Origin of the sequence: Streptomyces sp. NBC_00820, from assembly GCF_036347055.1 — a bacterium.
GTDB lineage: Bacteria > Actinomycetota > Actinomycetes > Streptomycetales > Streptomycetaceae > Streptomyces.
The window spans coordinates 6,983,568-6,997,758 of sequence record NZ_CP108882.1 but is presented as its reverse complement, the minus strand read 5'-3'; the positions used below and the strand labels follow the sequence as shown (position 1 = coordinate 6,997,758).

Below are 14,191 nucleotides of genomic sequence, written 5' to 3'. Positions count from 1 at the left end.
CCCCCAGCGGCACCCGACCCACTCCCACACCCCCAGTGGAGGCCGAGGACATGACCAGGCACAGCGGCACCAGCGGCACCACCGACGTCAGCGGCGACCCCGGCCGCGCCGAGGTGCGGCGGGGCTTCGACGAGATCTACATCCTCTGGATCTCCGAGGGGATGAGCTGCGACGGCGACACCGTCTCCCTGACGGCCGCCGACCAGCCCTCCATCGAGGACGTCATACTCGGCCTGATCCCGGGCCTGCCGAAGGTCAACCTGATCAACAAGGTGCTCTCCCCGACCCTGGGCGGCGAGGAGTTCCTCGCCCCCTACCGGGCGGCGGCGCGCGGCGACCTGGGCGCACCCTTCATCCTCGTCATCGAGGGCTCGGTCCCCAACCAGAACGTCATCGAGGGCGACGGCTACTGGACCTCCTTCGGCAACGACCCGGAGACCGGCCAGCCGGAGACCCTCAACGCGTGGATCGACAAACTCGCCCCCAAGGCCTGGGCGGTGGTGGCCGCGGGCACCTGCGCCACCTTCGGCGGCATCCACGCGATGGCCGGCAACCCGACCGGCTGCATGGGCCTCGCCGACTACCTGGGCTGGGACTTCACGGCTCAGAGCGGCCTGCCCGTGGTGAACGTGCCCGGCTGCCCGATCCAGCCCGAGAACTTCATGGAGACCCTGATCTGGGTCCTGCGGCACGCGGCCGGCACCGCTCCCCCGCCCCCGCTGGACCACATGCTGCGCCCGCAGTGGCTGTTCGGCAAGACGGTCCACGAGGGCTGCGACCGCGGCTCGTACTACGAGCAGGGCAGCTTCGCAACGGACTACAACTCCCCCAAGTGCCTGGTGAAGACGGGCTGTTGGGGTCCGGTCGTGAACTGCAACGTGCCCAAGCGCGGCTGGATGGCCGGCATCGGCGGCTGCCCGAACGTCGGCGGCATCTGCATCGGCTGCACGATGCCCGCCTTCCCCGACGCGTTCATGCCGTTCATGGACGAGCCGCCCGGATCCACGCTGTCGACGCTCGCCATCAAGCCGTACGGGGCGGTCATCCGCCGCCTGCGCGGCCTCACGAACCACATGGTCAACCACGAGACCAAGTGGCGCCACAAGGGCCGCAAGCTCACCACCGGCTACGACCCGTACTGGCGCGCCTGACGTGCGCGCGACCCCCACCCGCAAGAGACCGACACCGACACCGAGGGGCTGTAACACCGATGACCACAACCGAGGCCGGGCGCACAGGACGCAAACCCCCGCAGCTCGTGGACATGTCCTGGGACCCGATCACCCGCATCATCGGCAACCTGGGCATCTACACGAAGATCGACTTCGCCAACCAGGAAGTCGTGGAATGTCACAGCACCTCGTCGCTGTTCCGCGGCTACTCGGTGTTCATGCGGGGCAAGGACCCGCGGGACGCGGGCTTCATCACCTCCCGCATCTGCGGCATCTGCGGCGACAACCACACCACGTGCTCCGACTACGCCCAGCAGATGGCGTACGGCGTCAAGCCGCCCCGGCTCGCCGAGCACATCGTCAACCTCGGCGAGGCGGCCGAGTACATGTTCGACCACACGATCTTCCAGGACAACCTGGTGTTCGTGGACTTCTGCGAGGCCATGGTCAAGGCGACCAACCCCAGTGTGCTGGCCCGCGCCGAACGCACCGACGCGCCCCGCGGTGACATCCACGGCTACCGGACGATCGCCGACATCATGAAGGCCTTCAACCCCTTCGAGGGCGAGGTCTACAAGGAGGCCCTGAAGGTCTCGCGGGTCACCCGCGAGATGTTCTGTCTGATGGAGGGGCGGCACGTCCACCCGTCCACGCTGTACCCGGGCGGCGTCGGCACGATGCCGACCCCGGCCGTCTTCACCGACTACCTCAGCCGGCTGATGCGGGTCATCGACTTCGTCAAGAAGGCCGTCGCCATGAACGACGACGTCTTCGACTTCTTCTACGAGGCACTGCCCGGTTACGAGGAGGTCGGCCGCCGCCGCATCCTGCTGGGCTGCTGGGGCGCCTGGCAGGACCCCGCCGTCTGCGACTACCGCTACGAGACGATGAACGAGTGGGGCAAGGCGATGTACGTCACCCCGGGCATCGTCGTCGACGGCAAACTGGTCACCAACGACCTGGTCGACATCAACCTCGGCATCCGCATCATGCTGGGCAGCTCGTTCTACGAGGACTGGGTGAACGAGCAGCCGTTCGTCACCCGCGACCCGCTGGGCAACCCCGTCGACATGCGGCACCCGTGGAACCAGACCACCATCCCCATGCCGCAGAAGCGGGACTTCAACGACAAGTACACGTGGGTGATGAGCCCGCGCTGGTACGACAAGAGGACCGGCGACCACCTCGCCCTCGACACCGGCGGCGGCCCGCTCGCCCGGCTGTGGTCGACCGCGCTGAGCGGGCTGGTCGACACCCCGTACATCAAGGCCACCGGAAACAGCGTGCGCATCTCCCTGCCGGCGGGCGAGACGCTGCCGGAGACGACCCTGGAGTGGAGCATCCCGAAGTGGAGCAACACCCTGGAGCGGGACCGCGCACGGCCGTACTTCGTGGCCTACGCGGCCGCCATGGCGCTGCAGTTCGTGGAGGAGGCCATGGGGCTGGTGCAGGCCGGCGAGACCAAGGTGTTCGAGGACTTCGAGGTGCCCGACGAGGCGATCGGCTGCGGCTTCCACGAGGCCGTACGCGGTGTCCTCTCCCACCACCTGGTGATCAAGGACAAGAAGATCGCCAACTACCACCCGTACCCGCCGACCCCGTGGAACGCCAGCCCCCGCGACAAGTTCGGCACGCCCGGACCCTACGAGGACGCCGTCCAGGGGCAGCCGATCTTCGAGGAGAACGGGCCGGACGACTTCAAGGGCGTCGACATCATGCGCACGGTGCGCAGCTTCGACCCGTGTCTGCCGTGTGGTGTGCACATGTACGTCGGCAAGGGCAAGACGCTGACGACCCTGCACTCGCCGACGTACGGGGCGAACCATGGCTGAGGCCGAGGGCGCCGGCCGCCTGGCCGACCCCGCGGTGGAGGCCCGCCTCGCCCATCTGGACCAGCTGCTCGCCGAGCTGGAATCGGTGCCCGGCCCAGCCACGCGCTCCGCGATCGAGTCGGTACAGCTGCTCACCGAGGTCTACGGCGAGGCGCTCGCCCGGGTGATGGACCACGCGGACGGGCAGCTGGCGGGACGCCTGGCCGACGACGAGCTGCTGGGGCACCTGTTCGTGCTGCACGCGATCCACCCCGAGCCCGTCGAACGCCGGGCCGCCCGTGCCGTCGAACGGCTGCGGCCCGCCGTACGCGAACGCGGCGGCGACGTCGAGTGGGCCGGCCTGGAGGGGCAGGTGGGCCAAATCCGGGTGACGGCGCCCTCCGGCTGCGGCTCCGGGTGTGGTGCCGGCGGCGGTACGGCCGAGGTCACCGACGCGGTCCGCGAGGCCGTGCTCGCCGTGGCTCCGGAGCTGACGGCGGTGGAGGCGCTGCCGGCCGCCCCCGCCCGGCAGGCCGCACCGGCGTTCGTCCCGCTGGCCACGCTCACCCTCCGGGGTGCGCGGTGAGCACGGACGGCGCGCTGGCCCGCCTGATCCGCTCCTCGGCCGACCGTACGGCGACGGCCGCGGCGGAGCGGTGCGAGCTGTGCGCCGCGCCGGTGCCCGAGGAGCACCGTCACCTGTACGACCGCGGCGACGACGAGGTGCGCTGCGTCTGTGGCCCCTGTTCGGTGCTGTTCGGCGACGAGGCAGCGGGCGACGGGCGCTACCGGCTCCTGCCGCGGCGCCGGGTCCGGCTCCCCCGGGTCGACACGGAGATCCTGGGCGTACCCGTCGGGCTGGTGTTCTTCGTGCCCCGGTCCGACGGCACGGTCACCGCCGAGGGCCCCAGCCCGGCGGGCGCCATGCGGTGGGAGGTGGACGCGGCGGCCTGGCAGCAGATGGTGGCGGCGTTTCCGCAGCTCGCGTCCGTGGCACCCGACGTGGAGGCCCTGCTGGTGAACACCGTCCACGGTCTCGACCACCACTGGATCGTGCCGGTCGACGACTGCTACCGGATGATCGCGGTCGTACGCCGGGAGTGGCGGGGCCTGTCCGGTGGCGGGCGGGTCTGGCCGGCCGTGGAGCGGTTCTTCGAGGACCTCACCGAGCGGCCGTGAGCACGTCCTCCGCGGCGCGGAGGCGAGAAAAGCCGAAAAAGCCGAGGAAAGGAGAGCACCTCATGGGCAACATCAGAGTCGGCCGGCCCCAGGTCAAACCCGACACCCCCACGCATGTGTGCGGGATGCACGAGGGCAACGAGGGGCCGTACGAGGCACAGCCCGGGCACTACGAGGACGGCACCGCGGACGCCCGCCGCTCCACCGGGATCAGCCCGAAGCGGCATGACGCTCTCCTGGAGATCATGCCGAACATCCCGCCGGGATGAGGAAGCAGGAGGGAGTCACCGCAGATGAAACTCCACGCAGCGCAAAGACCAGCGGACACGTGCACGGGAGCCGGGACGATGACGGGACCACGGGTACTGAAGGCCCAGGCCCTGGCGCTGGGTCTGCTCGCCCTGGTACTGGTCGTCCGGGAGTTCCCGAGCCTGGTGCGTGAGGTGCGCATCCGGCGGATGACGGGCGGCTGCCGCGCGAACCGCCGGTACCCCTGAGCCGGCCGTGCACGAACTTTCGATCGCGACCGCGATCATCGAGCAGGCCGACGCGCGGGCCCGGGCGGACGGGACGGACGCCGTCGCGGCGGTGACCGTCCGGGTCGGGGAGCTGGCGGGGGTCGTCCCCGACGCCCTGGACTTCGCCTTCGAGGTGGCCCGTGAGGGCACCGCCCTGGCGGAGGCCAGGCTCGTGGTGGAACAGGTCACCGCCCAGGCCTGGTGCGGCGCGTGCGCCGAGGAGTTCGCGGTGGGCATGCCGCCGTTCTTCTGGTGCCCGCGCTGCGATCAGCCGTCCAACGACCTGCGCAGCGGCCGGGAGTTGGAGATCACCGGGATCGAGCCGCGACCGGCGCGAACCTGACGCGGTACGGCCCCGCCGTCGGCGCGCTGTGCGCCTGCGGCGGGGCCGTGCCGTGTGTGTACCGGTCAGCAGATGCGCGGCAGTTGCTCGCCGAGCGGCAGGTCCACCACCCGGGTGCCGCCGAGTCCGGTCGAGACCACGACCATGCCGGGGTGTTCGGCGACGCACTCGCCGATCAGCGCGGCGCCGGTGCCCTGCGGGTGCGCGCGCATCGCCGCGAGGACCTCCTCCGCCGCGGAGCCGGGCACAAAGGCCACGAGCCGCCCCTCGTTGGCGACGAAGAGGGGGTCGAGACCGAGGAAACCGCAGGCGTTGGCCACGGCGTCCGGCACCGGGACGGCACGCTCGCGGAGCCGGACGCCGGTGCCCGAGGCGCGGGCGATCTCGTTGAGGGACGCGGCCAGACCGCCCCGGGTCGGGTCGCGCAGCACGTGGACGTCCGGGGTGACGGCCAGCATCGCGGCGACCAGACCGGCCAGCGGGGCGGTGTCGCTGGCGATCTCGACGCCGAACTCCAGCCCCTCCCGCACGCTCATGACCGCCACGCCGTGCAGGCCGATCGGGCCGCTCACGATGACGGCGTCGCCGGGCCGCGCCCGCTGGGGACGGATGTCGACCCCGGCGGGGACGAGCCCGATCCCGGCGGTGGTGACGTACACGCCGTCACCGTGCCCGGCCTCCACGACCTTGGTGTCCCCGGTGACGATGGTGACCCCGGCCGCCTCGGCGGCCGCTCCCATGGCGCGCGCGATCCGCTCGACCACGGTCAGCCGCACGCCCTCCTCCAGCACGAAGGCGGCGGACAGCCAGGCGGGCCGCGCCCCGCTCATCGCCAGGTCGTTCACGGTGCCGTTGACCGCGAGGTCGCCGAGGCTGCCGCCGGGGAAGAACAGCGGCCGGACCACGTAGGAGTCGGTGGAGAACGCCAGCCGGGCGCCGTCGAGTTCGAGGACGGCGGAGTCGGCGAGCGCGGCGAGGGTGGGGTTGCCGTAGGCGGGCGCGAAGACGTGCTCCATGAGCTCGGCGGAGAGGACGCCTCCCCCACCGTGCCCCATCACCACGACGGGCTGGTCGCGCAGGGGGGCGGGACAGGTCCAGGCGGCGGGGTCGACGGCCGTACCGGCGCTCGTGCCGGCGGTCGTACCGGCGCTCGTGTCGGCGGTCGTCCCAGGGGTCGTGTCGGTGAGGTCAGGCAACGGGGTTCATCTCCTCCCGCGTGGCCCGGGCGGCCTGCGGCGTCGGGCCGTTCATCCGGCGGTACAGGTAGTAGGCCGCGCAGGCGCCCTCGCTGGAGACCATGGTCGCGCCGAGCGGGGTACGCGGGGTGCAGGTGGTGCCGAACGCGCCGCACTCGGTGGGCTTGATCAGCCCCTGGAGCACCTCGCCGCTGCGGCACTCGGCCGGCTCCTCGGTGCGGATGCCGCCGACGTCGAAGCGGTGCTCGGCGTCGTACGCCCTGAAGGCCTCGGTCAGCCGCCAGCCGCTCGACGGGATGCGTCCGATCCCGCGCCAGTTCCGGTCGGTGACCTCGAACACCTCCTCGATCATGCGCATGGCCGCCGGGTTGCCGTCCTCGCGCACGGCCCGCGCGTACGCGTTCTCCACCCGGTGCTCCCCGCGCTCCAGTTGGCGCACGGCCCGGCGGATGCCCTCGAGGATGTCCAGCGGTTCGAATCCCGTCACCACGAGCGGTACGCCGAACCGCTCGGCCAGTGCCGGGTATTCGGCGGTGCCCATCACGCTGCACACGTGGCCGGCGGCCAGAAAGCCCTGCACCCGGCAGACCGGGGAGGTCATGATGGCCTCGATGGCCGGGGGCACCCGTACATGGGACACCAGCAGGCTGAAGTTGGTCAGGCCCAGGCGGCGGGCCTGGTGCGCGGCCATCGCGTTGGCGGGGGCGGTGGTCTCGAAGCCGATGGCGAAGAACACCACTTGCCGGTCCGGGTTCTTGCGGGCCAGTTCCAGGGCGTCGAGGGGCGAGTAGACCACGCGGACGTCGCCGCCCTCGCCCTTGACCCGGAACAGGTCGCGGTCGCTGCCCGGCACGCGGAGCATGTCGCCGAAGGAGCAGAAGATCACGTCCGGACGTGAGGCGATCTCCAGGGCCTGGTCGATGACGTCGAGCGGGGTGACGCACACGGGGCAGCCGGGTCCGTGGATCAACTCGATCTGTTCGGGGAGCAGTTGGTCGATGCCGTGCCGGATGATGGAGTGGGTCTGGCCGCCGCAGACCTCCATCAGCGCCCACGGCCGGGTGGCGGTGGCGCTGATCTCGTCCAGCAGCCGCCGCGCCAGAGCGGGGTCGTTGAACTCGTCGATGTACTTCACCGGGCCTCGCTCCCACTCTCCGTTTGGTCCGCCGCCACAGCGGCGGTGGGCGCGGGGGCGGTGGACGCCGGGGCGGTTCCCGCCTCGCGCTCCGCCTGCTGCCACGCGTCCCCGAACTCCTCCTCCAGCAGCCCGAGTTCCTCGAAGAGCCGCAGGGACGCCAGCGCGGACTCCTCGTCCAGGCGCTGGAGCGCGAAGCCGACGTGCACGATGACGTACTCGCCCACCCGCACGTCGGGGACGTACTCCAGACACGCCCGCTTCTGCACACCGCCGAAATCGATCAGCCCGGTGAGCGGGTCGGCGCTGTCGTCGATGGCCACGACCTTGCCAGGCACTGCCAAGCACATGGGTCACTCCGTCTCGTTGCTGAATGCGCTGTCCGAGGTCCGCCGCACGCCCGGCCGGCCCTGTCGTCCGTGTGCCGCGACCACCAGCTGCCCGAGTGCCAGGCCGCCGTCGTTCGGCGGGACCTCGCCGTGCCGCAGGACGGTGAAACCGTCCTCGGCCAGCAGGGCCGCGCACGTCTGTTCCAGGAGCGCGTTGGCGAAGACGCCGCCGGTGAGGGCCACGGTGACAAGGCCGGTGGCCCGGCGCGCACGCCGGCAGATCTCCACGACGCACCGCGCGACCCCGTGGTGGAAGCGCGCGGCGATCACCGGTGCCGGGGTACCGCGCCGCAGGTCGGCGACGAGCGCCCGGAGCACGGGTGCCGGGTCGCACCGCACGGGACCCGGGCCGGCGGCGATACCGAAGGCGTACGCCGAGGGGCCCCCGGCCGTCTCCGCGCCCCAAGCCGCGGTTGCCGCGGCCTCCAGCTCCAGGGCGGCCTGCGCCTCGTACCCCGCGCGGTGGCACACGCCCGCGAGGGACGACACCGCGTCGAAGAGCCGCCCCATGCCGGAAGTCGGCACGCAGGCCACCTGACGCGTCAACTGCTGCTCCAGTACGGCGAGTTCCGCGGGCTCGCAGGCCGCGACACTGGGCAGGTCGGCGTCCCACGGCAGTCCGGCGGCCCACAGCCGGGCCAGGGCCAGCCGGCAGGGGTTGGCCACGCCCGCGTCGCCGCCGGGGAGCGGGGCGGGGGCGAGGTGGGCGAAGCGCCGGTAGCCGGTGTAGTCGGCGAGCAGGAACTCGCCGCCCCAGACGGTGCCGTCGTCTCCGTATCCGGTGCCGTCGAACGCGACGCCGATGACCCGCGTGGTGCCGTCGAGGCCGTGCTCGGCCATGGCCGAGGCGATGTGCGCGTGATGGTGTTGCACGAACACCGGTGCGGGCAAGCCCAGTTGGGCGGCGCGTCGGCGCGCCCACCGGGCCGAGTGGTAGGCCGGGTGCCGGTCGGCCGCGACGAGTACGGGGGCGACGCCGGTCAGGCTCCGCAGGTGGCGCTCCGCGCGCTCGGCGGCCTCCAGCGTGGCCAGGTCGCCCATGTCGCCGATGTGCGGGCCGAACCACGCCTGGTCGCCCTCGCCGACGCAGAGCGCGTGCTTCAGGTCGCCGCCCGCCGCGAGCGCGGGGCGTACCGGGACCGGCAGGCGCACCGGCCGGGGCACGTAACCGCGTGAGCGGCGCAGCACCTGTTCGGTGCCGTCGGGGCGGACCCTCAGCAGCGAGTCGTCGCACGGGGAGGCGATGACCCGGTCGTGGGCGAGCCAGGCGTCGGCCAGTCCGGCGAGCCGGGTCAGCGCCTCGTCGTCGTCCGTGACGATCGGTTCCCCGGAGCGGTTGCCGCTGGTCATGACCAGCGTCCGCGGGCCGGTCGGATCGCCGGGCAGGCCCAGCAGCAGCGTGTGCACGGGCGTGTAGGGCAGCATCACGCCGAGGTGCGGGCTGCCGGGGCAGACGCCGGGCGCGAGGGCGGGGGCGCCGGTGTCCGTTCGGCGGCGCAGCAGCACGATGGGGCGCCGGGGACCGCTGAGGGCGGCGCTCTCGGCGGCGGACACCTCGGCGATGCGCCGCACGGTGTCGAGGTCCGGGCACATCACCGCGAACGGCTTGCCGCCGCGCGCCTTGCGGGCGCGCAGTGTGTCGACGGCGCGGGCGTCGGTGGCGTCGCACGCCAGGTGGTAGCCGCCGAGGCCCTTCACGGCGACGATCCGTCCGTCGGCCAGCAGCGCCCTGGCGGCCCTCAGGGCGTCGGCGTCCCGGGCGGCGGGGATGCCGCTGCCGGCCGCGGGCACCAGGCGCAGCCGGGGGCCGCAGTCCGGGCAGGCGACGGGCTGGGCGTGGAAGCGGCGGTCGCCGGGATCGCCGTACTCCCGTGCGCAGGCGGGACACATCGGGAAGCCGGCCATGGTCGTGGCGGCCCGGTCGTACGGCATCGCGGTGGCGATGGTGAAGCGGGGGCCGCAGTGGGTGCAGGTGACGAAGGGGTGCCGGTGGCGGCGGTCGGCCGGATCGGCCAGTTCGCGCAGGCAGTCGGCGCAGGGCGCGGTGTCGGGCGGCAGTTGGGTGCGGCCCGGGGACCGGTCGGTCGAGCGGATCGTGAAGGCGCCGTCGGCGCCCGTGGCGGGCAGGTGCTCGACGTCGACACCGGTGACGGTGGCCAGCGGGGGCGGCTCGGCGGCCAGCCGGTCGCAGAAGCCCGCGACGCCCGGGGCCGGCCCCTCGACCTCGATGAGCACGCCGTACGCCGTGTTGCTCACGAAGCCGGCGAGCGCCAGGTCGGTGGCGAGCCGGTGCACGTAGGGGCGGAAGCCCACGCCCTGCACGGTGCCGCGCACCCGGACGCGGCGGCGGACCGCCTCGGGGGTCGTCGTCACGAGACGCGGCCGGCCGGGAGGCCGGACGCGTCCCGGGTGTCCCCTCCCGCGTGGTCGTGACCGTTGCCGCGACCGGGGCCGTCGCCGTGACTGTGGCTGTGGCCGTCCGCGTGGTCGCGCACGTGGACGTGACCGTGCGGGTGCGGGGCGAGGGGCGGCCGGTGGACGGGGGCGCCGTCGCGCACGGCGAGCACGCGCTCCAGGAGGGGGTCGACGCCCTCGCCCGTGCGGGCGCAGGACCGCAGGACCTCCACCCCGGGGTTGACCCGCCGCACGTGCTCGACGAAGGCCTCCTCGTCGAAGCCCGCGGCCTCGGCCAGATCCGTCTTGGTGAGCACCACCAGGTGGGCGGAGCCGAAGGAGGTCGGGTACTTCAGCGGCTTGTCCTCGCCCTCCGTCACCGCCATGAACACGATGCGCAGCCTCTCCCCGAGGTCGTACGACGCCGGGCAGACGAGGTTGCCGACGTTCTCCACGAAGAGCACCGAGGTGTCGCGCGGCATCCAGTCGTCCACGTGGCCGCGCAGCTGCCGGGCCTCCAGATGGCACAGCCCGTCGGTCAGCAGCTGCTTCACCGGCGCGCCCGAGCGGGCGAGGCGCCGGGCGTCGTTCTCCGTGGCCAGGTCGGCGGTGAGCGCGGCCACCGGCACGCCCCGCTCCACCGCACGGGCCAGCACCCGCCCGAGCAGCTCCGTCTTGCCGCTGCCCGGGCTGGACAGCAGGTTGACCACGCTCACACCGCGCCGGGCCAGCTCGGCGCGCAGGTTCTCGGCAAGGCTGTCGTTCTTCGCCAGGACGGCCTGGGTGACGTCCTCGGAATCGCACATGGCGCTGCTCCTCGCGATCGGCTCGGGGACACATCGAGGCAAGACGCGTCGCACTGCCGATCCTCGACGCCCCGGCGGCCTAGCGCGCGAGACCGGCCCCGGACGGGTCCGCGGATTCCTCCTGGCGGCTCAACGGGGGTGTGGCGGCGGGGTCGGCGAGCAGCACCGGGACCATGACGTGCAGGGCCTCGACCGCGTGCCCGACGGCGTCGCGCACCGGGGCGCTGAGGCCGGGCGCGATGTCCTCGTCGGCGCGCGGCCGTACCTGGGGCTCGCAGGCGAGCACGAGGACGCGCGGGAGCGTCCCGTCGCCCAGGTGGGCGGCGAGGGCCAGGACCTTCGCCGGGTCCATGCCGTGGGCCTCGGGCGGGGCCGCGCCCGGGCGGCCGTCGGGGAGGTCCGGCTCGATCAGCGACAGGGTTCCGGGCCGGTGGCCGCGTTCGGCCACGTCGACCAGGACGGCGGTGGTGTAGCCGTCGAGCAGCTCGTACGCGAGGTCGAGGCCGCGGATGCCGAAGTCCCGCACCAGGGTCCCCGGCGGCAGCGGGTGCTGCTCCAGGGCACGGATCACCTCGGGGCCGAAGGCGTCGTCCGCGAGGAAGATGTTGCCGACGCCCGCGATCAGCAGACGCTCGTCGGTACGGGTCATGCGAGGCCTCCGGTGGTCTGTTCGCCGACGGGGGACAGCGGCCGGGCGGAGCCCGCGGGCTGCTTGCGGACGAAGGCCGACCGCAGGGCGTGGTAGGGGGCGCGCGGATCGAAGAAGACGGTGCGCATGCGGGCGAGTTCGGCGCGCCGGTACTCCGCGAGCGGCCGTGCCTCCTCGTCCGCCCGCCGGGCCGCGGCCTTGGCGGCGATCCGTTCCGCGAGGCCGGGGCCCGCGGCGAGCGCGCCCGCCATGCGCCCGGTCTCGGCGGTGAATTCCCGTGCCGGGACCGGCACCAGCCGGTCCACCAGTCCGATCCGCGCGGCCGTCGCGGCGCTCACCGGCAGTGCCTCGTCCGTCAGCCGGACGGCCGTGCGCGCTCCGACGCGGCGCGGCAGCGTGTACGTCCAGAACTCCGAGCCGTACAGGCCCATCCGCCGGTAGTGCGGGTTGAGGACGGCGCCCGTGCGGCACCACACCTCGTCGGCGGCGAGGGCGAGCATGAGGCCGCCGGCCGCCGCGTTGCCGCCGAGGGCCGCGACCACCAGCCGGTCGGTGGTGCGCAGCACGGCCTCGACCAGGTCGTCGATGGCGTTGATGTTGAGCCAGGACTCGCCGGCCGGGTCGGCGGCCGCCTCGATGACGTTCAGGTGGATGCCGTTGGAGAAGAAGTCGCGCGCTCCGCCGAGGACCAGCACCGAGGTGGGGCGGGTGAGCGCGTACCGGTAGGCGGCCAGCAGCCTGCGGCAGTGGTCGGTGCTCATCGCCCCGCCGGGGAAGGAGAAGGTCAGGAACCCGGCGTCGCCGCGCTGTTCGTAGCGGATGTCGGTCCAGGTGTGCCGGTCGCGGGGAAGTTCGAGCGGAGCGGGGTCCTCCGGCAGCCACGAGGGGCGGTCGCCGGAGCGCGGGCCCGCCGTCCGCGCGGCGCCGGGCGGCGGGAAGGAGGCGAGCACGGAGGCCGCCGGGCGCCGGAAGGGCGCGGGGTCGCCCGAGGACTTGCGGGGGCGCAGTTCCGGGATCCACACCGCGCCGTCCCGGGTGGCCCGGCAGACCGCGCCGTTGCGGGTGGCGAGCAGCTCACCGGGCCGGCCGCGCAGCCGGTCCTCGGGGTGTCCGCCGTGCAGGAACACCTGGCGGCCGAGGATCTCGTCCAGGACGCCGGGCTGGGAGTCGGCTCCGCGGAGCTTGCGCAGCACCGTGTCCGTGTCGTCGTCCGCCCAGTCGATCCGCCGCCGCTCCTGGCGGAAGGCGTCGCGCCAGACCACGCGGACGTCGGGTCCGGTCTGCGGCCGCGGCTTGTACGAGCCGTCGCCGTAGCGCCGTACGGCCAGCAGTACGGCGGCCGAGGCGGCGTCGGAGACCTCGCCCCGGTACAGGTCGCTCTTGCCCGCCGCGGGTACCGGGAACGGCTCCGCGGCCCAGACGGGTCCCGCGTCCATCGCCGCCTCCGCCTGAAGCACCGTCACCCCCCAGTGCGGCGCCGCCTCGGCGATGGCCCAGTCCAGGGAGGAGGGGCCGCGGTCGCCGGGCGGTCCGGGGTGCACGATCAGGCAGGTGTGCTCCCGCCACACGTCCTCGGGCAGCGCCGACTTCAGCATGGGGGCGAGGATCAGCTCCGGGCGCCGCTCGCGTACGGCGGCGCGCACCGCGTCGGGGCCGTGCGAGGCGAGGACTACGTCCACCCGGTGCCCGAGGTCGGACAGTTCCGCGTACACGCGCTGGGACAGGCTGTTGAACGCGCTGACGACGAGAAGGAGGTCCATGACGGGGATGTTCGCCGGTTTTGGGGAGGGCTGGAAGGATTACCGCGGCGTTTCGTCCGCCTTCGTCAGTTCTCTTCCTCCCTCGGAACCCCTCCCGCCTCGAACGCCTTCCCCTCCCCCACCTTTCCCGCCGCCGGATCGTCCCCGGCGTCGGATCTCACCCGCCGGGCACGGCGACGCGTCGGATCTCACCCGCCGGGCACGGCGACGCGAGCGAGGCGAGGAAGCCGTCGAGCGCGGCGACCTGCGCGTCCTCGGAGAACCGGGCGGGGTCGAAGAGCGCCTGGACGACCAGTCCGTGGGTGAACGCCACGACGGTGGCGGCGAGTTGCTCCGGGTCGGCGCTGGCGGGGAGTTCGCCGAGCCGCCGCGCGTCGTCCAGGTGCGGGCGGATCGTCGAGCGCAACCGGGCGTAGCGCCCCGCCTGGTCCGCGGTCAGTTCCTCGTCGGCCAGGGACAGGTCCCAGGAGCTGACCCAGATGCGGTTGCGGGCGGTGTCGTCCGGGGTCAGCGGGAGGATGTCGAGGAGCATGACGCGCACGGTGGCGAGGCCGGCGGCGGGACGCGCGCGCCGGGGACGCTGGGCCGTGCGCCTCTCCAGCAGGTCCAGGGCGTGCGTGAGCAGGGCGCGTTTGGTCGGGAAGTAGTGCATGAGCAGCCCGGTGGAGGCGCCCATCTCGGCGGCGACGGCGCGCAGGGTCAGTCCGCCGAACCCCTTGTCGGCGAGTACGCGCCACACGGCCTCCGATACGTCGTCGCGGCGGGCTTCACGGTCTCCGGGTGCGGGCGGCATGATGCTAGCTTACGTACCGAACGCTTGTTACGTACCTAGGGAACGA

Annotated in this window: 15 protein-coding genes; 7 read left to right on the top strand and 8 right to left on the bottom strand. The window is 73.2% G+C overall.

The window, feature by feature from the left end:
• Window positions 1-50 precede the first annotated feature (50 nt).
• From OIB37_RS31245 to hypA, 7 genes are all read left to right on the top strand, one after another.
• The gene (locus OIB37_RS31245; RefSeq protein ID WP_330460959.1) at window positions 51-1,151 is read left to right on the top strand and encodes a hydrogenase expression protein HypE; all 1,101 of its coding nucleotides are present in this window, start codon (window positions 51-53) and stop codon (window positions 1,149-1,151) included.
• Between the two features lie 59 nt (window positions 1,152-1,210).
• Window positions 1,211-3,004, top strand: a complete 1,794-nt coding sequence (locus OIB37_RS31240) for a nickel-dependent hydrogenase large subunit (RefSeq protein WP_330460958.1) — start codon at window positions 1,211-1,213, stop codon at window positions 3,002-3,004.
• Window positions 2,997-3,569 carry a NifU family protein gene (locus OIB37_RS31235; protein ID WP_330460957.1) on the top strand — a complete coding sequence of 191 codons (573 nt, stop codon included), beginning with the start codon at window positions 2,997-2,999 and terminating at the stop codon, window positions 3,567-3,569. The genes OIB37_RS31240 and OIB37_RS31235 overlap by 8 nt, the downstream gene beginning before the upstream one ends.
• On the top strand, window positions 3,566-4,162 hold the full coding sequence (locus tag OIB37_RS31230) for a DUF5947 family protein (protein ID WP_330460956.1): 597 nt from the start codon (window positions 3,566-3,568) through the stop codon (window positions 4,160-4,162). The genes OIB37_RS31235 and OIB37_RS31230 overlap by 4 nt, the downstream gene beginning before the upstream one ends.
• 62 nt (window positions 4,163-4,224) lie before the next feature.
• Window positions 4,225-4,431 carry a hypothetical protein gene (locus OIB37_RS31225; RefSeq protein ID WP_330460955.1) on the top strand — a complete coding sequence of 69 codons (207 nt, stop codon included), beginning with the start codon at window positions 4,225-4,227 and terminating at the stop codon, window positions 4,429-4,431.
• Window positions 4,432-4,509: 78 nt separating this feature from the next.
• Window positions 4,510-4,659 carry a hypothetical protein gene (locus OIB37_RS31220; RefSeq protein WP_330460954.1) on the top strand — a complete coding sequence of 50 codons (150 nt, stop codon included), beginning with the start codon at window positions 4,510-4,512 and terminating at the stop codon, window positions 4,657-4,659.
• 7 nt (window positions 4,660-4,666) lie between these two features.
• Window positions 4,667-5,023, top strand: coding sequence for a hydrogenase maturation nickel metallochaperone HypA (gene hypA, locus OIB37_RS31215; RefSeq protein ID WP_330460953.1), 357 nt, complete (start codon window positions 4,667-4,669; stop codon window positions 5,021-5,023).
• 65 nt (window positions 5,024-5,088) lie between these two features.
• Here the strand turns inward: hypA and hypE are convergent, their stop codons facing one another.
• The 8 genes from hypE to OIB37_RS31175 all read right to left on the bottom strand — a co-directional run bounded on the left by hypE (window position 5,089) and on the right by OIB37_RS31175 (window position 14,145).
• Window positions 5,089-6,078, bottom strand: a complete 990-nt coding sequence (hypE, locus tag OIB37_RS31210) for a hydrogenase expression/formation protein HypE (protein WP_330462037.1) — start codon at window positions 6,076-6,078, stop codon at window positions 5,089-5,091.
• A 133-nt stretch (window positions 6,079-6,211) separates the two neighbouring features.
• Window positions 6,212-7,354 carry a hydrogenase formation protein HypD gene (hypD, locus tag OIB37_RS31205; RefSeq protein ID WP_330460952.1) on the bottom strand — a complete coding sequence of 381 codons (1,143 nt, stop codon included), beginning with the start codon at window positions 7,352-7,354 and terminating at the stop codon, window positions 6,212-6,214.
• Window positions 7,351-7,704, bottom strand: a complete 354-nt coding sequence (locus OIB37_RS31200; RefSeq protein WP_330460951.1) for a HypC/HybG/HupF family hydrogenase formation chaperone — start codon at window positions 7,702-7,704, stop codon at window positions 7,351-7,353. The genes hypD and OIB37_RS31200 overlap by 4 nt, the downstream gene beginning before the upstream one ends.
• A 3-nt stretch (window positions 7,705-7,707) precedes the next feature.
• Complete coding sequence (gene hypF, locus OIB37_RS31195) at window positions 7,708-10,116, bottom strand: carbamoyltransferase HypF (RefSeq protein WP_330460950.1); 2,409 nt, start codon at window positions 10,114-10,116, stop codon at window positions 7,708-7,710.
• Window positions 10,113-10,943: a hydrogenase nickel incorporation protein HypB gene (gene hypB / locus OIB37_RS31190; protein ID WP_330460949.1), complete on the bottom strand. Its 831-nt coding sequence runs from the start codon at window positions 10,941-10,943 to the stop codon at window positions 10,113-10,115. The genes hypF and hypB overlap by 4 nt, the downstream gene beginning before the upstream one ends.
• Before the next feature lie 79 nt (window positions 10,944-11,022).
• The gene (locus OIB37_RS31185; RefSeq protein ID WP_330460948.1) at window positions 11,023-11,592 is read right to left on the bottom strand and encodes a hydrogenase maturation protease; all 570 of its coding nucleotides are present in this window, start codon (window positions 11,590-11,592) and stop codon (window positions 11,023-11,025) included.
• The gene (locus OIB37_RS31180; protein ID WP_330460947.1) at window positions 11,589-13,352 is read right to left on the bottom strand and encodes a hydrogenase maturation protein; all 1,764 of its coding nucleotides are present in this window, start codon (window positions 13,350-13,352) and stop codon (window positions 11,589-11,591) included. Before OIB37_RS31180 ends, OIB37_RS31185 begins: the two co-directional genes overlap by 4 nt.
• Window positions 13,353-13,509: 157 nt before the next feature.
• Window positions 13,510-14,145 (bottom strand): TetR/AcrR family transcriptional regulator, encoded by a 636-nt coding sequence (locus OIB37_RS31175; RefSeq protein ID WP_330460946.1) that lies wholly within the window; start codon window positions 14,143-14,145, stop codon window positions 13,510-13,512.
• Between the last annotated feature and the right edge of the window lie 46 nt (window positions 14,146-14,191).

What these genes read in the sequence shown, in the direction of transcription:
- OIB37_RS31245 (WP_330460959.1), top strand. Translation starts at nt 51, where the DNA reads ATGACCAGGCACAGCGGCACCAGCGGCACCACCGACGTCAGCGGCGAC.
- OIB37_RS31240 (WP_330460958.1), top strand. Translation starts at nt 1,211, where the DNA reads ATGACCACAACCGAGGCCGGGCGCACAGGACGCAAACCCCCGCAGCTC.
- OIB37_RS31235 (WP_330460957.1), top strand. Translation starts at nt 2,997, where the DNA reads ATGGCTGAGGCCGAGGGCGCCGGCCGCCTGGCCGACCCCGCGGTGGAG.
- OIB37_RS31225 (WP_330460955.1), top strand. Translation starts at nt 4,225, where the DNA reads ATGGGCAACATCAGAGTCGGCCGGCCCCAGGTCAAACCCGACACCCCC.
- OIB37_RS31220 (WP_330460954.1), top strand. Translation starts at nt 4,510, where the DNA reads ATGACGGGACCACGGGTACTGAAGGCCCAGGCCCTGGCGCTGGGTCTG.
- hypE (WP_330462037.1), bottom strand. Translation starts at nt 6,078, where the DNA reads ATGGGGCACGGTGGGGGAGGCGTCCTCTCCGCCGAGCTCATGGAGCAC.
- OIB37_RS31200 (WP_330460951.1), bottom strand. Translation starts at nt 7,704, where the DNA reads ATGTGCTTGGCAGTGCCTGGCAAGGTCGTGGCCATCGACGACAGCGCC.
- hypB (WP_330460949.1), bottom strand. Translation starts at nt 10,943, where the DNA reads ATGTGCGATTCCGAGGACGTCACCCAGGCCGTCCTGGCGAAGAACGAC.
- OIB37_RS31185 (WP_330460948.1), bottom strand. Translation starts at nt 11,592, where the DNA reads ATGACCCGTACCGACGAGCGTCTGCTGATCGCGGGCGTCGGCAACATC.
- OIB37_RS31180 (WP_330460947.1), bottom strand. Translation starts at nt 13,352, where the DNA reads ATGGACCTCCTTCTCGTCGTCAGCGCGTTCAACAGCCTGTCCCAGCGC.
- OIB37_RS31175 (WP_330460946.1), bottom strand. Translation starts at nt 14,145, where the DNA reads ATGCCGCCCGCACCCGGAGACCGTGAAGCCCGCCGCGACGACGTATCG.